The sequence below is a fragment of the Devosia sp. XGJD_8 genome, assembly GCF_046614475.1.
GTDB lineage: Bacteria > Pseudomonadota > Alphaproteobacteria > Rhizobiales > Devosiaceae > Devosia.
Map to the genome: position 1 here is coordinate 446,146 of NZ_JBKJHF010000001.1, position 17,134 is coordinate 463,279.

Genomic DNA, 17,134 nt, shown 5'->3' on the forward strand with positions numbered 1-17,134 from the left:
GTAACAATCTTTTGAAATACTGCGGGCGGTGAACGTCGTCGGCCATTAACTATTCTGGCACGCGGTATTGGCCGTTTACGGTATTTTGTCGCGTAGTATCATATACTGTTTTTAGATATCTGAAATGTGGTGCCCCGCTGTGGAGCCTCCATGAGTAACCGTCAGGCGGCGAGCTGAATATGTCGGCCGTTTCTTCCCTTGATGCTGCGCATTCGGTCGGTCACGATCCTGTTCTTGACTGCGTTCGCTTTCTTGCACGGTCCTGGCGCAAGTCCGACTCTCCGGCAACGCTGACTGCGGGATTGCCGCTGCGCGACGGGTTGATGGATGTAGGCCTCATCGACGCCGCGTTCGGGCGGATCGGCGTCACCACAAGGCCGCTGGATGGGGCACTGGCCCGTCTCAAGGAATACGACTTTCCTGCCATTCTGCTGCCCGGCGATCGTCCGCCCCTGGTGATCCTGCGCAAGCTTGGCCGTCGCGCCTACCGCGTCTACGACCCCTTGCTCGGCGCGGAGGCCACCTTCGACGCCAAGCTGCTCAATGCAGGCAAGCCGGCGCGCCTGTTGCTGGCAGCGCCGAACTTTGAGGGCGTCCGGGAAGATTCCGGGCGCCGGTTCGCGCGGAGCGGCCACTGGTTCTGGAGCGCGGTCAGCGGCCACGCCGTCAGCATCGGCTACGTCCTGCTGGCCGCAGCCTTCATCAACGTCTTTGCGATCGCCTTTCCACTGTTCACGATGAACGTCTATGACCGGGTGCTGCCCAATTCGGCGGAAACCACGCTCTGGGTGCTGGCGATCGGAATTGCGATGGTCGCGGTGTTCGACCTGCTGCTGAAACTGGCTCGCGCCGGTGTCATCGAGTTTGTCGGTCGCTCGATTGATTTCCGCCTGTCATCGGCGCTGTTCGACCGGGTCCTGAACACCCCCATGGCCTCGCGCCCCAGTTCCACCGGCGCCTTTGTCAGTCGCATCGGGCAATATGAGGTGCTGCGCGAATTCGTTGCCGCCAGCACCCTGGTCATGTTCGTCGACGCGCTGTTTCTGGGCATCTTCGCCTATATCATAGCCATGCTCGTTGGCTGGCTGGTCGTCCTGCCGCTGCTGGCGGGCCTCGTCGCGCTCATTGTCACGCTCGTCGTGGGCCTGCTGTCGGGCAGGGCTGTCAAATCGGCTTTGGCGGAATCCTCGGCGCGCAATTCGGTGCTGGTGGAGGCACTGACCGGCGTGCAGACCGTCAAGGCATCGCGCGCCGAAGGGCAGCTCCTCCGGCGCTGGGAGGCGGCGGTATTGGCCTCCTCCCACACGCAGGACCAGTTGCGCATGCTGCAATCGGTTGCCACCAACACAACGGCAGCGCTGTCGCAGCTCTCCCTTGTCGGCATCATCGTTGGCGGATCCTACGCGTTCACGACGGGCGATGTGACCACCGGCGCCATCATCGCCGCGATGATGCTCTCCAATCGCCTGATCGCGCCCATCGGCATGATCGCCAGCACCCTGCTGCGGGCGCGCACGGCCATGGAGGCCTATCGCACCGTCGATAGCATCATGAAACTGCCCGATGAGCGACCCAGCCGGCAGGGCCAGATGCAGCGTGTGGTCCAGGCTGGTCGGCTGACCTTCAGTAAGGTCCGGTTCGCCTATCCGGGATCCAAGGTCTTTGTCCTCGATGGCATCTCCTTTTCGATCCAGCCAGGCGAGAAGGTCGGCATTATCGGGCGCATTGGCTCGGGCAAGACCACTATCGGGCGTCTGCTGGTAAACTTCCACCGCGCCACTGAGGGAGAGGTGTCGATCGATGGGATCGACATCGACCAGTATCATCCGTCCGACCTGCGCCGCGCCGTGGGGCTTGTGGTGCAGGATCCGGAGATCTTCAACGGCTCGGTGCGCGACAACATCATCATGAGCGATCCCTCAGCCAGCGAAGAGCGGGTTCTGCTCGCCGCCAAGCGCGCCGGGGTCGAGGAGTTCGTGTCGCGACACCCCCAGGGCTACGACATGCCGGTGGGCGAGCGTGGTGCGCTGCTGTCGGGTGGGCAGCGCCAGACCATCGCGCTGGCACGCGCCATGCTGGTCGAACCAAAGGTGATGTTTCTCGACGAGCCGTCGAGCTCGATGGACCTGGCCACCGAGCGGCAACTAATCAAGCATCTGGAAGCAAGCCTGATGCCCGACCAGACGGTGATCATCGCCACTCATCGCTATAGCCTCCTGTCGCTGGTCACGCGCCTGATGGTGATCGACAATGGCCGCCTCGTCGCCGATGGACCTAAGGACGATGTCCTGGCGCAGTTGCGGGCGCGGGGAGAAAGCGCATGAACTTTCAGCGCTCGGGTGGAGAGGTCGCCCAGTCCTATCGTCTTCCCACCGACGATCCGCCCCGCTCCTGGACCTACATCATTGCCATTGTCGGCGCCGTGCTGGTGGCGTTCCTGCTCTGGGCCAACTGGGCCGAGGTGGATCAGCTCAGTCGGGCCGAGGGCAAGGTCATTCCTTCGGGCAAGACCCAGATCGTTCAGAGCGCCGAAGCGGGTGTCGTCACCGACATTCTGGTGCGGTCGGGCGAACAGGTTTCTGCCGGTCAGATGCTCATTCGTCTGGACGATACGACGACGGCGTCCAGTGCCGGCGAGGTGGAGGCGCGCGTGCTTGCGCTGCAGGCTCAGGTGGAGCGATTGCGCATCGAGAGTGCTGGCCTGAGCGCGGCTGATTACAGCTGCCCCGCCCTGGTGGCGGACCAGGCCCCTGCCGTCTGCGCGGCGGAAATGGATCTGCTGGTGTCGCGCCTTGGGAGTCTGGTCAGCACCAATGATGTATTGGCCCAGCGCGTCGAACAGCGGCAGCGCGAACTCAATGAGGTCGCCGCCAACCGGACGCGGCTGACCAGCAATCTCGACATTGCCCAGCAGCGCCTCGACCTAGTGGCGCCCATGGCCGAACGGGGGCTGGCGGCTCGAACGGATTTGTTGGCGCTGCAGGCCGAGGTGGGCGATCTGTCCGGACAGATCGCGGCGGCCGAAGAAAGTACCGGCCGGCTGGTCGCGGCTTTGCGGGAGGCGCAGTTGCAGGTGCAGCAGGCCGATCAGCAGTTTCGCCAGGAAGCGCTGTCGGAGCTGACGCTGCGTCGTGCCGAACTGGCCAGTGCCGAACAGCAATTGCGCGGCGCGGCGGACCGGGTGGCGCGCACCGATGTCCGCTCGCCGGTCGATGGCATCGTCAACAGCATCGATGTCACCACCATTGGCGCCGTCGTCACGGCGGGATCGAGGCTCCTCGACATCGTCCCCAAATCCGATTTCCTCCTGGTGGAAGCCAAGTTGCGACCCGCCGACGTTGCCTTTGTCATTCCCGGTCAGATGGCGCGCATCAAGTTCACCGCCTATGACTTCTCCGTTTACGGAGGCCTCGATGGCGTTGTCGAGAATGTCTCGGCCGACAGCCTCGTGGACGAGAATACTCGTGAAACCTATTACCTCGTCACGGTGCGCGCGGAGCAGACGTCGCTCACCTATCGTGGTCAGGACCTGGCCATCCTGCCGGGCATGGTGACCAGTGTCGACATTATCACGGGCCAGCATTCCATCCTGCAATACCTGCTCAAGCCCATCAACAAGGTCCAGCAGGAGGCACTGATTGAGCGATAATGTGCGGGCTTGGGGCGAAGGCCTGTCTGAACCAGCGCCGGAGGCCCCGGCCTGGGCCGTGCCGGTATTCCGCACCGTTGTGACCGAGACCGGCCGGCATGGACTGCGCCTCGAAGGCGCGTTCTGGGACGCCATAGCGCGCATGGCCAACCTTGAGAACCGCAAAACCGCCGACCTGGTTCGCGAACTGCTTGGCCAGGCCCGGGTGTCGGGCGTCAACGCCTCAAGCACGATACGCAGCGCGGTGGTCAAGCGACTCTTGGATGAAAGCACGCGCATTGCGCCCCTGGCGACGCCGCTGGCCGTAGTCAAATTGATGCAGATGGCGCCCACGCCCTCATTCGCCCTCGACCGAAACAAACGTCTGGTTCGCGTGAATGATGAATTCGTACGCTACTTGCGCACGGTCCTTTCCAAATCCGGCCCGGTGGAGAAGGCTCAGCTGATACTGGATCGGCCGGCCGAAGCCCTGTTCGCCGAGCTGGAGCCGGGCATGGCGATTGAATGCGGCCTGTCGATCAAGGTGGACAATCACGAGAGACGCACCCAGGCGCGGATTATCATCCCGCCGCCGGCGCCTGCCACCGTGCTGGTGGGCTTCATCATCCACTGACCACCAAACAGCATATCAGGATATGCTGTTTGGATTAAGGTTAAGCAAGTATTTTGCAATTGCATATATCGGGATATGCTTTCGTCCGCGCCGTACAATTGTAGAGGTCTTGGCCAACAGCTATGTTTAACCCCTAGTTAACCGCAATTGCGTCTGAGGGGATTGAACATGGTCGAGAGCATCCGGGCTGGAGAAGGCACTGCATCCACCGGTCCCGAGCTGGGGGTCGATCCGATCCTGGTGGCGCAGGCCGATGCCCCGCCAGTCCAGCCCGGTTCCATCGATCCAACTCAACCCGATCAGGCGCCGGTGGTTATCGAGATCGAGGATGGCGAGTTTCTGCGCCTGCCGGCCACGGCCAGCGTCGACCAGCCCCGCGTCAACGGGGCCGACCTCGAATTCGTGCAGGCGGACGGCTCGGTCATCGTCGTTCCAGGTGGTGCCATCCAGGGTCTCACCATCTTCATCGGCGACATCGAAATCCCGCCGCAGACCGTGGCGGCTCTGTTCGAGGCCAACGGCATCGAGGCGGCCGCGGGCCCCGGCGGCGCGGGTGGCGCCCAAAGCTCGGGCGGCAATTTCGAAGTCCCAGTTGGCGGCATCGGTGATGCCTTCGATATAGGCGATCTGCTGCCGCCGACGGCTTTGTCGTTTGGTGAGCGCAATTTCGAGGAACTATACCCGACCAATATCCGGCCGGCATTCGCCTTTGGCAATTATACGCTGAACCTGTCCGAGGAAGGGCTGACCTTTGGCCTTGCGGACGGCAGTCCAGCGGGTTTTGACACCACGGACCTGGCCTATTTCCTCATCAACCTCGCGGCGTCCGATCCGGATGGCGACCCGCTGACCTTCACCCTGGGTCTTCCCAATATCGCCCTCACCTCGAATGGTATTCCGGTCGTTTGGGACGGTGTGGGTACCGATCACCTGATCGGCAAGGCCGGGGGCCTGACCGTGCTCGACATCACCGTCGGCGGCCCGACGGGCATAGTGTTCGTGCGCCTGATGCAGCCCGTAGACCACCCGCTGTCGGGCGAGGACGTCATCGCTATGGGTCTGACCGTCACCGCCAATGACGGGCGCGGCGGCACGGCAACCGCGACCCTGACGATCGGCATCGAGGATGATAGCCCGATCATCGGTTCCGGGCAGTCATTGGTAGGCCTCGACGAGGATAGTCTGAGCGCCGGGATTGGCAACGACGATTCGCTCGGCGACAATCCCGGTCAGGCGACGAGCGCCACCGGTTCGCTTGGCATCAGCTGGGGGGCCGACACTGGCGACAAGGGCTCCGATACCTTTATCGACGGTGTTTATGACCAGGACGATGTCCTGGCAGGTGGCCGCGCGGTGTTCTTCACCAATAATGCTGTCGGCGTCGCCGGTCACAAAGGTGAGGCGCTGACCTCGGGCGGCGACGAGATCGTCTTCACGCTCAACGCCGACGGTACCGTTCTGACCGGTACCGCAGGCCAGGGTGAAGCGGTGCGCGTGGTTATCGAGATCAGCCTCTCCGATGATGGCAGCGGCCAGTTCGCCGTCAAGCTGTACGACAATCTCGACCATGCCCAGAGCGGCAGCGAGGATGATATTGTCCTGAACTTCAACTTCACTGCCCGGGATGCGGATGGCGACACTGTCGATGGCGCCTTCTCGGTGGTCGTTGACGACGATATGCCCATTCTGGTCGAGGGCGCCAAGCAATGGGTTGCAGTCAACGAAGACGATATTGACACCAAGCTGTCCACGGGCACCAGCCCCGAGGACGGCAACTGGGATCACTCCTATACCGGCAGTCCAGGAGACGAGAATGGTGGCGGCGCAACCGTGTCCGGTTCGCTGGCGGGCCTCGTCAAGTCCGGCGCCGACGAGACGCTGACATTCTCCTTCATCGATGAGGCCGCCCTTCGTGCGCAATTGGGCGCTCTGCACCTGCATTCGCAGGGCCGCGAGCTCAGCTTTGATATTGATCAGGACGGCGCGCTGGTGGGCTTTGTCAATGCCTACGGCATCGGCATTGAATTCAATGAAGAGGATCGACCGGTCTTCAAGCTGACCATCGAGGCGAATGGCACCTATAGGTTCGAGCTCATCGACCAGCTCGATCACGACAACGGCAACGGCGAAAACTATGCCCTGGAAGTGCCGGGTCAGGACATCTTCTTCATCGACTTCGGCGCGGTGATCAAGGCGACCGACCATGATGGCGACAGCGTCATCCTGGCCAGCGCTTTCAAGATATCGGTCCGCGACGACGTGCCCGAGCTGGTGCGAGGCCGTTCCGAGACCCAGATCGTCGATGAACAGGAAATCCAGACGGGCTGGTCTTCGGGGACGCGCCCCGACCCCTATCCCGATGGCGTTGACGGCAATGACTCCTACACAACCGTCTTCGGTGGCGCTGCCAAGGTGACCGGCTCGCTGGGGCACCTGGTCAAGTCGGGTGCCGATGACGCCCTGACCTTCAGCTTCATTGGCGAAACGCAGACGCGTGCGACACTGAGCCAGCTCGGCCTGCAGTCGCAGGGGCGCGAACTGAGCTACGACCTGCAGGGCAATGTGCTGTGGGGCTTTGTCAACAAGACCGGCATCGGCCAGTCTTTTGACGAGAGCGAGGACCGCCCCGTCTTCAAGCTGACGATCAACGCCGATGGCAGCTACGCCTTCGAGCTGATCGACCAGCTCGACCACGACTGGGCCAATGGCGAGAATTTCGACCTGCAGGACGATGTCTATGGCGATGTGACGTCCATCGACTTCGGTGCGGTGATCAAGGCGACCGATCATGACGGCGACAGCGTCGTCCTCGCCGATGTCTTCAAGATCAAGATCAAGGATGATGTGCCCGAGCTGGTGCGAGGCCGTTCCGAGACCCAGATCGTCGATGAACAGGAAATCCAGACGGGCTGGTCTTCGGGGACGCGCCCCGACCCCTATCCCGATGGCGTTGACGGCAATGACTCCTACACAACCGTCTTCGGTGGCGCTGCCAAGGTGACCGGCTCGCTGGGGCACCTGGTCAAGTCGGGTGCCGATGACGCCCTGACCTTCAGCTTCATTGGCGAAACGCAGACGCGTGCGACACTGAGCCAGCTCGGCCTGCAGTCGCAGGGGCGCGAACTGAGCTACGACCTGCAGGGCAATGTGCTGTGGGGCTTTGTCAACAAGACCGGCATCGGCCAGTCTTTTGACGAGAGCGAGGACCGACCCGTCTTCAAGCTGACGATCAACGCCGATGGCAGCTACGCCTTCGAGCTGATCGACCAGCTCGACCACGACTGGGCCAATGGCGAGAATTTCGACCTGCAGGACGATGTCTATGGCGATGTGACGTCCATCGACTTCGGTGCGGTGATCAAGGCGACCGACCATGACGGCGACAGCGTCGTCCTCGCCGATGTCTTCAAGATCAAGATCAAGGATGATGTGCCGGAAGTCGATGCCGGCATCGGCAATAGAACCCTTTCGGTCGATGAGTCGCGCTATCCGCAGCCGGATTCTGATGACACCACCAACAATGCCGTTCGCAACCTGTTCCAGTCGGTCGGGAACAAGGGGACGGATCCGCACATGGATCAGGGTCCCCAATATGCGACAGAGAGCGGCGTGGTCACTGCCAGCATCACCGCGGGGGCTGACGACAACGCCAGGGTGGCCTGGTCGCTCGCCCTAAATGGCGAAAGCGGCAAGGTCGACTCGGGCTTGCGCACGACCGAGGGTGCTCGGATTCTGCTCAGCGTTGAGAACGGCCTGGTGGTGGGGCGTGTCGATCTCAACAATAACGGTCTGGGTCACGCGTCCGAACCGGCAGCCTTTGCGATCCATATGGGTGCCGACGGCACGCTGTCGATCGTCCAATACATCTCGATCAAGCACAACGTTACCGGCGATCACGATGAGGCTGTCGCGCTGATCGGCAACTCGATCAAGGCAGTTGTCACCATCACCGATTTTGACGGCGATGTGGCGACCGATTGGGTCAATATCGGCGGCAGCATCAAGTTTCAGGACGACGGTCCGACAGTCCAGGCCGGCGTTCGCCAGGGCACGACCCTGATCCACGACGAAACGCCGGGCATCGATGTGCCCGATGATGATGTATCGTCGACCTCCGCCTTCGCCGGCACCACCGTCGCCAATGTCTTTGCGCCGATCGTACGCAAGGGTGACGATGCCGATATCGCGCCCAACTTCGGCCCCATCGGCTACGCCATCAGCGACAATGCCGTGCTGTCGATCACGACCGATTTTGGTGCCGATGGTCCGGCTGCCAACAACAGCGTCCGCTATGAGCTCGCGCTGAATGGCGACAATGTCCATTCCGGCCTCTACACCACCGATGGCCGTGACATTCACCTGTTCAAGGAAGGCAGTCTGATTGTCGGCCGCTATGAAGTCGGGGGTGACGGCACACCCGATGGCAGCGACAACGAATATGCTGCCTTCGCCATTGCCATCGATCCGGCCACCGGCAAGCTTGCCATGGTTCAGTATGTTTCGCTGGATCATCCGAACACGGCCAACGACGACGACACGCTCGCGCTGGCTGCCAACAGGATCTTTGCCAAGGTCACCGTGACCGATGGCGACGGCGACAAGGACACCGAGACGGTCGACATTTCTGCCGTCATCCAGTTTGAGGATGATGGCCCAGCCGTCGGCGTCAATGCCCTGATTTCGCTGGAGGACGACGACCTTCCTGGCGGCATTGAAGGCGGCCCGGGCGATGATGCCGCCCCGAACAACACGACGGGCGTGCTGGCGCATACCTATGGCGCCGATGGTGCCGGTTCGGTGCTGCTGGTGGCTCCCACCGGCCTGCCGAGCGGCTTCACCCACAGCCTGTCTCAGGACGGAAAAACTCTCTGGATCAAGCAGGACGGCTCCAATGTCCTCAAGATCGAGATCACCAATTCTGCCACCGGTGCCTACAAGGTCACTCAACTGGCAGCCATCGACCATCCTGCCGGCAATGACGAGAACAACATCGAGTTTAACCTCGGCTACAAGGTCACCGATGGAGACGGCGACAGCGCCCTTGGTTCGTTCAAGATCAATGTCGACGACGATAGCCCGGAAGCCGACATTGACCTCAAGTGGAGCGGCAAGCTGGTGCTCGACGAGTCCCTTGGCGGTTCTGGCAATGAAAATGACGAACTGCACGCGTCGGCATCCGATCGCACCCGCGATCCCTATTCCGGCCAACAGCTGATCGGTTACGTCAAGGCCGGCAATGGCAGCCTGTTCACGCTGGACAATGAAGTCGGTGCAGACAAGCCCGGCACCGTCGCCTTCGCGCTGAACCTGTCGGCTGGCGCCACCGGCCTCACCGATGCCCAGACCAACAGCACGATCCTGCTCAAGCTGGTGGGCTCGGCGGTGGTCGGTTACTTCGTCGATGGCGGCGGCGCCCATGTGCCGGTATTCTCCATCGCGGTGGATGCCGACGACGGCGACGTTCGCGTCTTCCAGTACCGTGCTCTCGAGCATGACAATGCCAGTGACCATGACGAGTCGACCTCGCCGGAATCGCTGCCTGGCGGTCTGGTGAGCCTTAAGGTCACCGTGACCGACCATGATGGCGACAGCGACAGCGACAGCATCGACATCGGTGACCGCATCAAATTCGAGGACGATGGTCCGACGGTCGATCTGTCGGCCAAGCAGGGTGCCGCCCTGGTTCTTGACGAGTCGGTCGGCACGACCGGCTCGGTGCAGGACGAAATGGGCGCGGCCCAGAACAATGACGAAACCAATCCGTCTGCCGCTCCCGGCGCGATCGGTTTTGCCAGCATCTCCGCTGCCAGCCTCTTCTCCGAAACGGTCGATGCCGGTACGGACGGACTCGGCTCCAAGGTCTATGCCCTGGTCGTCAATGCCTCCGGCTCGGGTCTCTATGACACCGCAACCAACAGCCACATCATGCTGAGCAATGTTGGCGGGGTCATCTACGGCAAGTCCGCATCGGGCGATCACACCGTCTTCACCATTGCGGTTGCGGCAGACGGGTCTGTCACCGTCAACCAGTTCCGCGCCATCCGCCATGACGATCCGTCCGACCACGACGAGTCCAACGATGGCAATGATGGCAACTACGCTACCGGCATTGAAAACCTTGCCGGCAAGCTCTCGCTCAAGGTCACGGTGACTGACGGCGACGGCGATAAGGAAAGCGACAGTATCGATCTGGGCAAGCTGATCTCCTTTGAGGATGACGGTCCGGCCGTTTCCGGCGTGACGGCGACAACCCTTGGTGCCGATCTGGTTGCCAATGGCGGCTTCGAATCCGGCCACGGCCTGTCCAACAACAATTGGGATATCTTCAACAGCATCACTGGCTGGAACAAGGCCGGCAACGTACCGTTCGAAGTTCAGACCGGCGGTGCCGGTGGTGTTGGTGGCAACACCACCTCCGTTGTCGAGCTGGACAGCGACACGCAGTCGAACGGCAATACCGGCAGCGCTGGTTCTCATGCCTTCGGGACCGAGGCCGCGATCGAGCAGGCCATCAATGGCACCGAAGCCGGCCAGCCCTATCAGCTGTCCTTCCAGTATGCGCCGCGCGCCAATGGCAGCAACACGGCCGGCCTCGAAGTCTACTTCGGTGGCGAGAAGGTCTTTGACTCCGACGACAGCGTCTACGCCGTCAACCAGTGGCACACCATCACCATCACGGTGACGGCACCCATGGACGATGCTGTGCTCAAGTTCCAGGGCACCGGCACCCAGGACGAATACGGCGCGCTGATCGACAATGTCGGCATGAACACCGTGCTCAACGGCCTCGATGACGACAGCCAGGCCAGTGGCCTTGCCGGAGGCCCGGGTGACGACACCGACGGCAAGATTGCCGCGGGCACGATCAACTTCGATGCCGGCTCCGATGGGCTCAAGTCCATTGCCTTCGGCGCCAATGCCTCGGTGACCAACGCCAAGGGCGAGACCGGCCCGATCAAGGCTATTTTCGTCGACGACGATGGCATCGGCCACATCGTCGATGTTGCCATCGCCTGGACTCCGTCCGGCGCGGGCGGCACCTTGACCGGTACGATGACCTTCGGCTTGGCGACCCGTGCCGTGTTCACCGCCACGCTCAACGCCGCGGGCGAATACGTGCTCACCATGCACGCCCCGCTCGCTCATCCCTTCACCGATCCCGACCTCCTCAACGATGGCGCCGAGACCGAGTTCGAGGACAATCTTGTCCTCAACCTGGGCTACACCATCACCGATGGCGACGACGATACGGCTACCGGGACGCTCAATTTCGACGTAGACGACGACACACCGGACTTCGGCGGGGTAACCGACATCCGTGCGGCCAATGGAGCCGGCGCCGTCGAAGGGACCTTTGAGTTCCAGTCGGGCGCAGACGGCATCGGGACGATAAGCTTTACTGAACTGCCCGATGACCTCACCTCCGGAGGTGCCGACGTTCAGTATACTACTGTCGGAAATGTTCTGATTGCTCACACAGGCGATCAGTCGAATCCTGTTTTCACCATCACCCTGGACACCGCCAACGGCAAGTACGTCCATGAGGCCTTCCGCCCGTTGGATGGGGACACCGAGACCGTCACCATCGGTGGTTCGACCTCGTTCGGAGCCGGCCCAGACATGGCCTACATTCTGACCTCTGGCGGGTCGGGAACCGGCGAGCCATTGGCCATCGTGTCTGGTTGGAGCGCCGGCGGCGACCTGCGGACGGTCAACGGTTCGGCCAACGGCTGGGGCGTGACCAACGCCAATCTCGGGTCGGGTGAGATGCTCCGCTTCGACTTCGGCGATGCCAATGATTTCGACGGAGCTGGGCCCTATTCGGTGAGTGCATTCGATGGCCCTGCCGTTTCCGAGGCCAGCCTTACCTTCCAGAGTTTCTCCGGCGACAGCCTGGGCTTTGTTGTCTACTTCACGGACGGCACCAATTCGGGCGCTGGATCGCTGGTAAGTCCAATGTCCCACACCTTTTCCGCGCCAGTCGGCAAATTCATCGACTACATCGAAATCACCGGCCAAAGCGTGGGTGGCGGCGGCGGAAAGGTAGCGCTGGCTTCTGTCGCTCGGGTCAACACCACCATTGATGTAGACCTCAACTTCGGTGTGACCATTGCTGATGGTGACGGCGATGCGGCCGCCGCGGCGTTCACGATCCATATTCAAGACTCGGCTCCAAAGATCACCGGCCTGTCGCCCAAGGCACACGGCGGCGACCTCTCTGTTGAGGAGGATGGTCTTTCGGGTGGATCGGCTGTGGGCACGATCGGGGAAGGTCCGGTTTCGGCGAGTGGCAGTTTCACGATCACATCGGCAGACGGGGTTGAGGCGCTCAAGATCGGGTCACACACCGTCATTGCTGCCGGCGTATTCACTGCCACATCGATCGCTACACCGCTTGGCAACACTCTTTCGATCACCGACTACGACCCGGCGACTGGCGTTGTGAGCTACAGTTACCACTTGCTGGGCGATGAAAATCATCCGGATGGAGACGGTCAGAACACCCTGTTCGAGGACTTCACCGTTCGAGTCGAAGATGCAGACGGCGACATAGCGATTGATACGCTCTCGGTGCGCGTGGTCGATGATGTGCCGGTGGCCAGCAACGAAGCCGCGCAGAATGTCAATGAAGGGGCGACTGTTACAGGGGCCTTCGATTTTGTTCAGGGCGCCGACGGCGCCACGCTGACGCACGTCAATGGCGCCGAGGTTGCTTTCGATCAGCCAGACAACTGGTCCGGCTGGGTTGATATCGGTGCCGGCGAACTGCGCGTGAAGGCGAACGGGACTTATGAGTTCAAGGCCGATAACCCGACCTCGGGGGCTTCCATAGACGTCGATGGCACCTTCACGGTGACTGACACCGACGGCGATACGTCAACCGCCAATTTCGCCTTTGACGTGAAAGACGCCAATGTTCCCGCTACTGGCTCACATACGGCTCAGGTTGATGACGACGGCCTCGACGGTGCCAACCCCGCACCGGTCGTGGCTGATGCCAGCTTCTCGGGTACGCTCGGCGGCAGTGTGGGCGGCGACGCACCTGGAGTGTTCAGCTTTGCTGGGCTCCACAACACCCCGGCCACCATTGGCCTGGAGCAGGTGACTTTAACTTGGGATTCTAACGTCCTGACGGCAACGGGGACGCGCGGCGTTGTGTTCACCGTCACCGTGACCGACCCGGCGACGGGGGCGTATACGGTCGAGCTCAAGGGCAATGTCCTGCATACCGGAGGCGACAATGGCGAGAACGACAACAGTGTCGGCCTCATCTATTCCATCACCGATGCGGACGACTCGACCACCAATGGCACCTTGACGGTCACCTTCAACGACGATGTGCCGACCGCGAGCGACGAGCCGCTCGTTATTCTCGATGAGCTGGACTTCGAGACAGGGATGCTCGGATTCGTTGGCGGTGCCGACGGGGCCACTGTGACGCATATCAATAACACCGAGCTCGTCTTTGGTGCCGGCGGCTGGTCCCAGTCGATCGAAACCGCCCACGGTACGCTCAAAGTCCAGGCAGACGGCGCCTACAGCTTTAACGCCAAGGACAATGTTGCCTCCGGTTCGGCTACCGACTCGCTGACCTTCACCGTTACCGACAGCGACGGCGACACCGATACGGCGTCGCTCTCCTTCGAGGTTCTGAACCGTTACACCCCACCGACAGGTGGCGACAGCGACAGCCTTGCTTTCGATGAGGACGATCTGCCGGCCGGCACTTCTCCAATGGCAAGCGCTTTGGTCAAGTCGGTGGCACTGACTTTTGAGGCTGGTACGGAGGAGCTAACCGATTTCAGCTTCGACACGAGCGGACTTGGGATCGACGGCGATACCAGTTCCGCGGCTGGCCAGATCACCTGGCAGGGCGCGGGTACCGGGTTGCTTGAGGGCTTCGTCGATGGTGTCAAGGTCATCACGCTGACTCTGTCCGGCGGCCCCATTGCCGCGGGGGTCAGTGGAAACATTACTGTTACTGCGACCCTTTCAGGCGCTTTCGACAATACCTTCGGCGACGATCTTCAGACGCTGCTCAACCTTAATGCCGTTCAGGTCGTGGCGTCGGATGGCACCACCCAGGCAACCGGTTATGTGAGCCTGAGTGTTGTGGATGATGTTCCTCTGAGCGACGGTGCAGAGGCAACCGCCATCGCCGGCGTCAAGCCGATTGTGAACGCCATCCTCGTGGTTGACCTGTCTCTGAGCATGAACGGCAGCGTCGGGGGAGGGCAGACGCGCCTTCAGTTGCTGCAGGATGCAGTGGAGAACCTGCTCGGTTCCTCCGATGTCATCTACAATGAGATCGTGATCTACAGTTTCAACGATGGAGCGACCTTCGAGGGCCGCTTCACGATGAATGCGGCAGGCGCCATCTCTGAAGTCAACAGCTACAACTCCGGCAACCTTGTTGCCGCCACCGAGTACGATACGACCGCTGCCTTTATCCGCACCCACTTTACGGCGAACATCGGCGCAACTCTTGGCGACGCAGACCAGACCAACCTCTACTTCCTGACTGATGGCGACCCGCAGGGCGGATCCTCGCTTGACGCAGGCACCGAGCAGAACAACTGGCTGAGCTTCCTCAACGGAACGTATAACGGGAACCAGATCGACCACGTCTATGCCGTAGGTTTTGGCGGCATCGTCAATACTAACTACATCGATCCGATGGCCCCGCGCGATGCCGACCAGGCCATCGCCGTAACCAACGCATCTCAGCTGGCGGCGACCCTCACCGGCTCGCTCCCGGGCAACCCGAGCGGCAACATCCTCGACAGCGGCGACAAGTTCGGTGCTGACGGCGGTCACATCGCGTCCTTCAGCTATAAGGGGGAAACCTACACAATCGCGGAAGATGGCCCCCAGATCGTCATCATGGATGATCTTGGCGGCAAGCTAATCTTCAACTTCGTCCAGAACGGCCTCAACGCCGCTGGTGACTGGGACTACTACGCTCCAGACAATAGCGCTGGCGTGCTGGCGTTCGACTATGTGCTGGTCGACAACGATGGTGACGAAGCCGGTGGGATGCTAACGATCAACGTCGAACTGCCGCCGAATGCAGTCCCGGTGATCACCTCCAATGGTGGCGGTGATGCGGCGTTAATCAACGTCGCGGAAGGTGCAACGGCCGTTACCACGGTACACGCCACCGATGCGGACAACGATACGCGCACTTATTCGATCATTGGCGGAGCCGACCAGGCGAAATTCTCCATCAACACGTCGACCGGAGCGCTGCGCTTTGTCTCCGCGCCGGACCACGAGAACCCGACCGACGCTGGTGGCAACAATGTTTATGACGTTGTGGTGCAGGCTTCCGACGGCAAGGGTGGCCTGGACACACAGACCATTGCAGTCACCGTCACCAATGTGAACGAGGCACCAAGACTGCAGGGTGGGTTGACGGTGGTCTCAAATACCCCAAATGCCTTCGGTGTGCCCGACGCTGCCTTCCTGCACTACGCAACTGATCCGGACGGGGGCACGCTCACCGTATCGAGTGCCAGCGTTATCTCGAGCAGCCTGAGCTCGGCTAGCCATGCGGGCACGACGGTCACTATTGACGACAACGGTACCGCTGGCGGCACGCTCAATGTTGTGGTCTCCGATGGCAGCCTTCAGGGGAACAGCAACGTTGCCTTCACACTGGATACGGTGGGGCCCATCGACGGTACCTCGGGCAACGACATCATAGTGGCCGCGGCTGCTAGTGCCTCGCCCCAGTCCACGACGCTTACCTTTGCTTCGCAATATGATGCGGGAGATAAGGTGTCACTGACCGTGGACGGTGTGATCTACACGCATACCGTCCAGTCCAACGCCAGAAGCGGGGAGAATGTCTACGACGCCCTTAAGGCGCTTGTGGGCTCGGCGCTCATGCCTAAGGGTGTCACTTGGGCGAGCGATCTTAATGTAAGCAACGCCGTCACCCTTTCTGGCAATCCCGGGGTGTCCTTCGCAATCTCTGCCGCGATCGTGAACGCGACGTCATGGACCTATACGGTCGACTTCGAAAACAGCATCAACAACTTCACCGATGCCAACGAAAACATCACGTTCAACATCGGGGGCACGTCCTATGTTGGCGTTCCTGGCAATTCCGGAAATAGCAACGCGAGGTTTGATAGTGCTGCCGCCGATCTGGTCAATAAGCTAAACGCTGCCCATTTCGACGCCAGCTACAACAATAACTCCAACACCTTCACCGTCACGTCGAATGCCGAACTGTCCATTATGGCAACCTCGACTGGAACTTCCACCTTCATCGTCTGGCAAGTGGATGCGGATGGCGACGTTTCTAGCGGGGCACAGAACGGCACGATCCAGCCCTCACCCACCGTGTTAACAGTTGCAGCGAGTTCGGCGGGTCAGACCCTCAACGGCCTCGCCGGCGACGACTACCTGATCGGCAGCTCGGGCAACGACATCCTGACCGGTGGCGATGGCGACGATATCCTCGTCGGCGGCCTGGGCTCGGATACGATGACTGGCGGCAGTAACGCCGACAGGTTCGTCATCGGTGCGGATTCCGGTACGGGCGGCATCAAGGATATCATCGCCGACTACGATCAGAACGAGGGCGATGTCATCGACCTGAGTGAATTGCTCGGACACCTGGCGGGCGGCACAAACCTTACTGACGGCCACGTTAACATTTTCGACCACGGCGGCGGGAACTACACGCTGCAGGTTGACACTGATGGCGGCGCCAACAGCTTCAGGGATGTCGCGTCTATTCACGTCGACAACGGCACTCAGATCCTGGTGACGTTTAACGATGATGATCCACCACAGCCGATTATCTGACGTTGCTCAACAAATCGAAATGCCCGCTCATCCGAGCGGGCCTTTGTTCTTGA

At 61.3% G+C, this 17,134-nt stretch carries 4 protein-coding genes; all 4 read left to right on the forward strand.

Annotation, left to right across the window (positions count from 1 at the left end):
* Positions 1–179 precede the first annotated feature (179 nt).
* The 4 genes from ACLI1C_RS02145 to ACLI1C_RS02160 all read left to right on the forward strand — a co-directional run bounded on the left by ACLI1C_RS02145 (position 180) and on the right by ACLI1C_RS02160 (position 17,081).
* Entirely contained in the window at positions 180–2,324 is a 2,145-nt protein-coding gene (locus ACLI1C_RS02145) for a type I secretion system permease/ATPase (protein ID WP_411395207.1), read from the forward strand.
* Entirely contained in the window at positions 2,321–3,649 is a 1,329-nt protein-coding gene (locus ACLI1C_RS02150) for an HlyD family type I secretion periplasmic adaptor subunit (RefSeq protein WP_411395208.1), read from the forward strand. The genes ACLI1C_RS02145 and ACLI1C_RS02150 overlap by 4 nt, the downstream gene beginning before the upstream one ends.
* Positions 3,639–4,262 (forward strand): ribbon-helix-helix domain-containing protein, encoded by a 624-nt coding sequence (locus ACLI1C_RS02155; protein ID WP_411395209.1) that lies wholly within the window; start codon positions 3,639–3,641, stop codon positions 4,260–4,262. The genes ACLI1C_RS02150 and ACLI1C_RS02155 overlap by 11 nt, the downstream gene beginning before the upstream one ends.
* A gap of 168 nt (positions 4,263–4,430) precedes the next feature.
* Positions 4,431–17,081 carry a DUF5801 repeats-in-toxin domain-containing protein gene (locus ACLI1C_RS02160; protein ID WP_411395210.1) on the forward strand — a complete coding sequence of 4,217 codons (12,651 nt, stop codon included), beginning with the start codon at positions 4,431–4,433 and terminating at the stop codon, positions 17,079–17,081.
* Positions 17,082–17,134 lie beyond the last annotated feature (53 nt).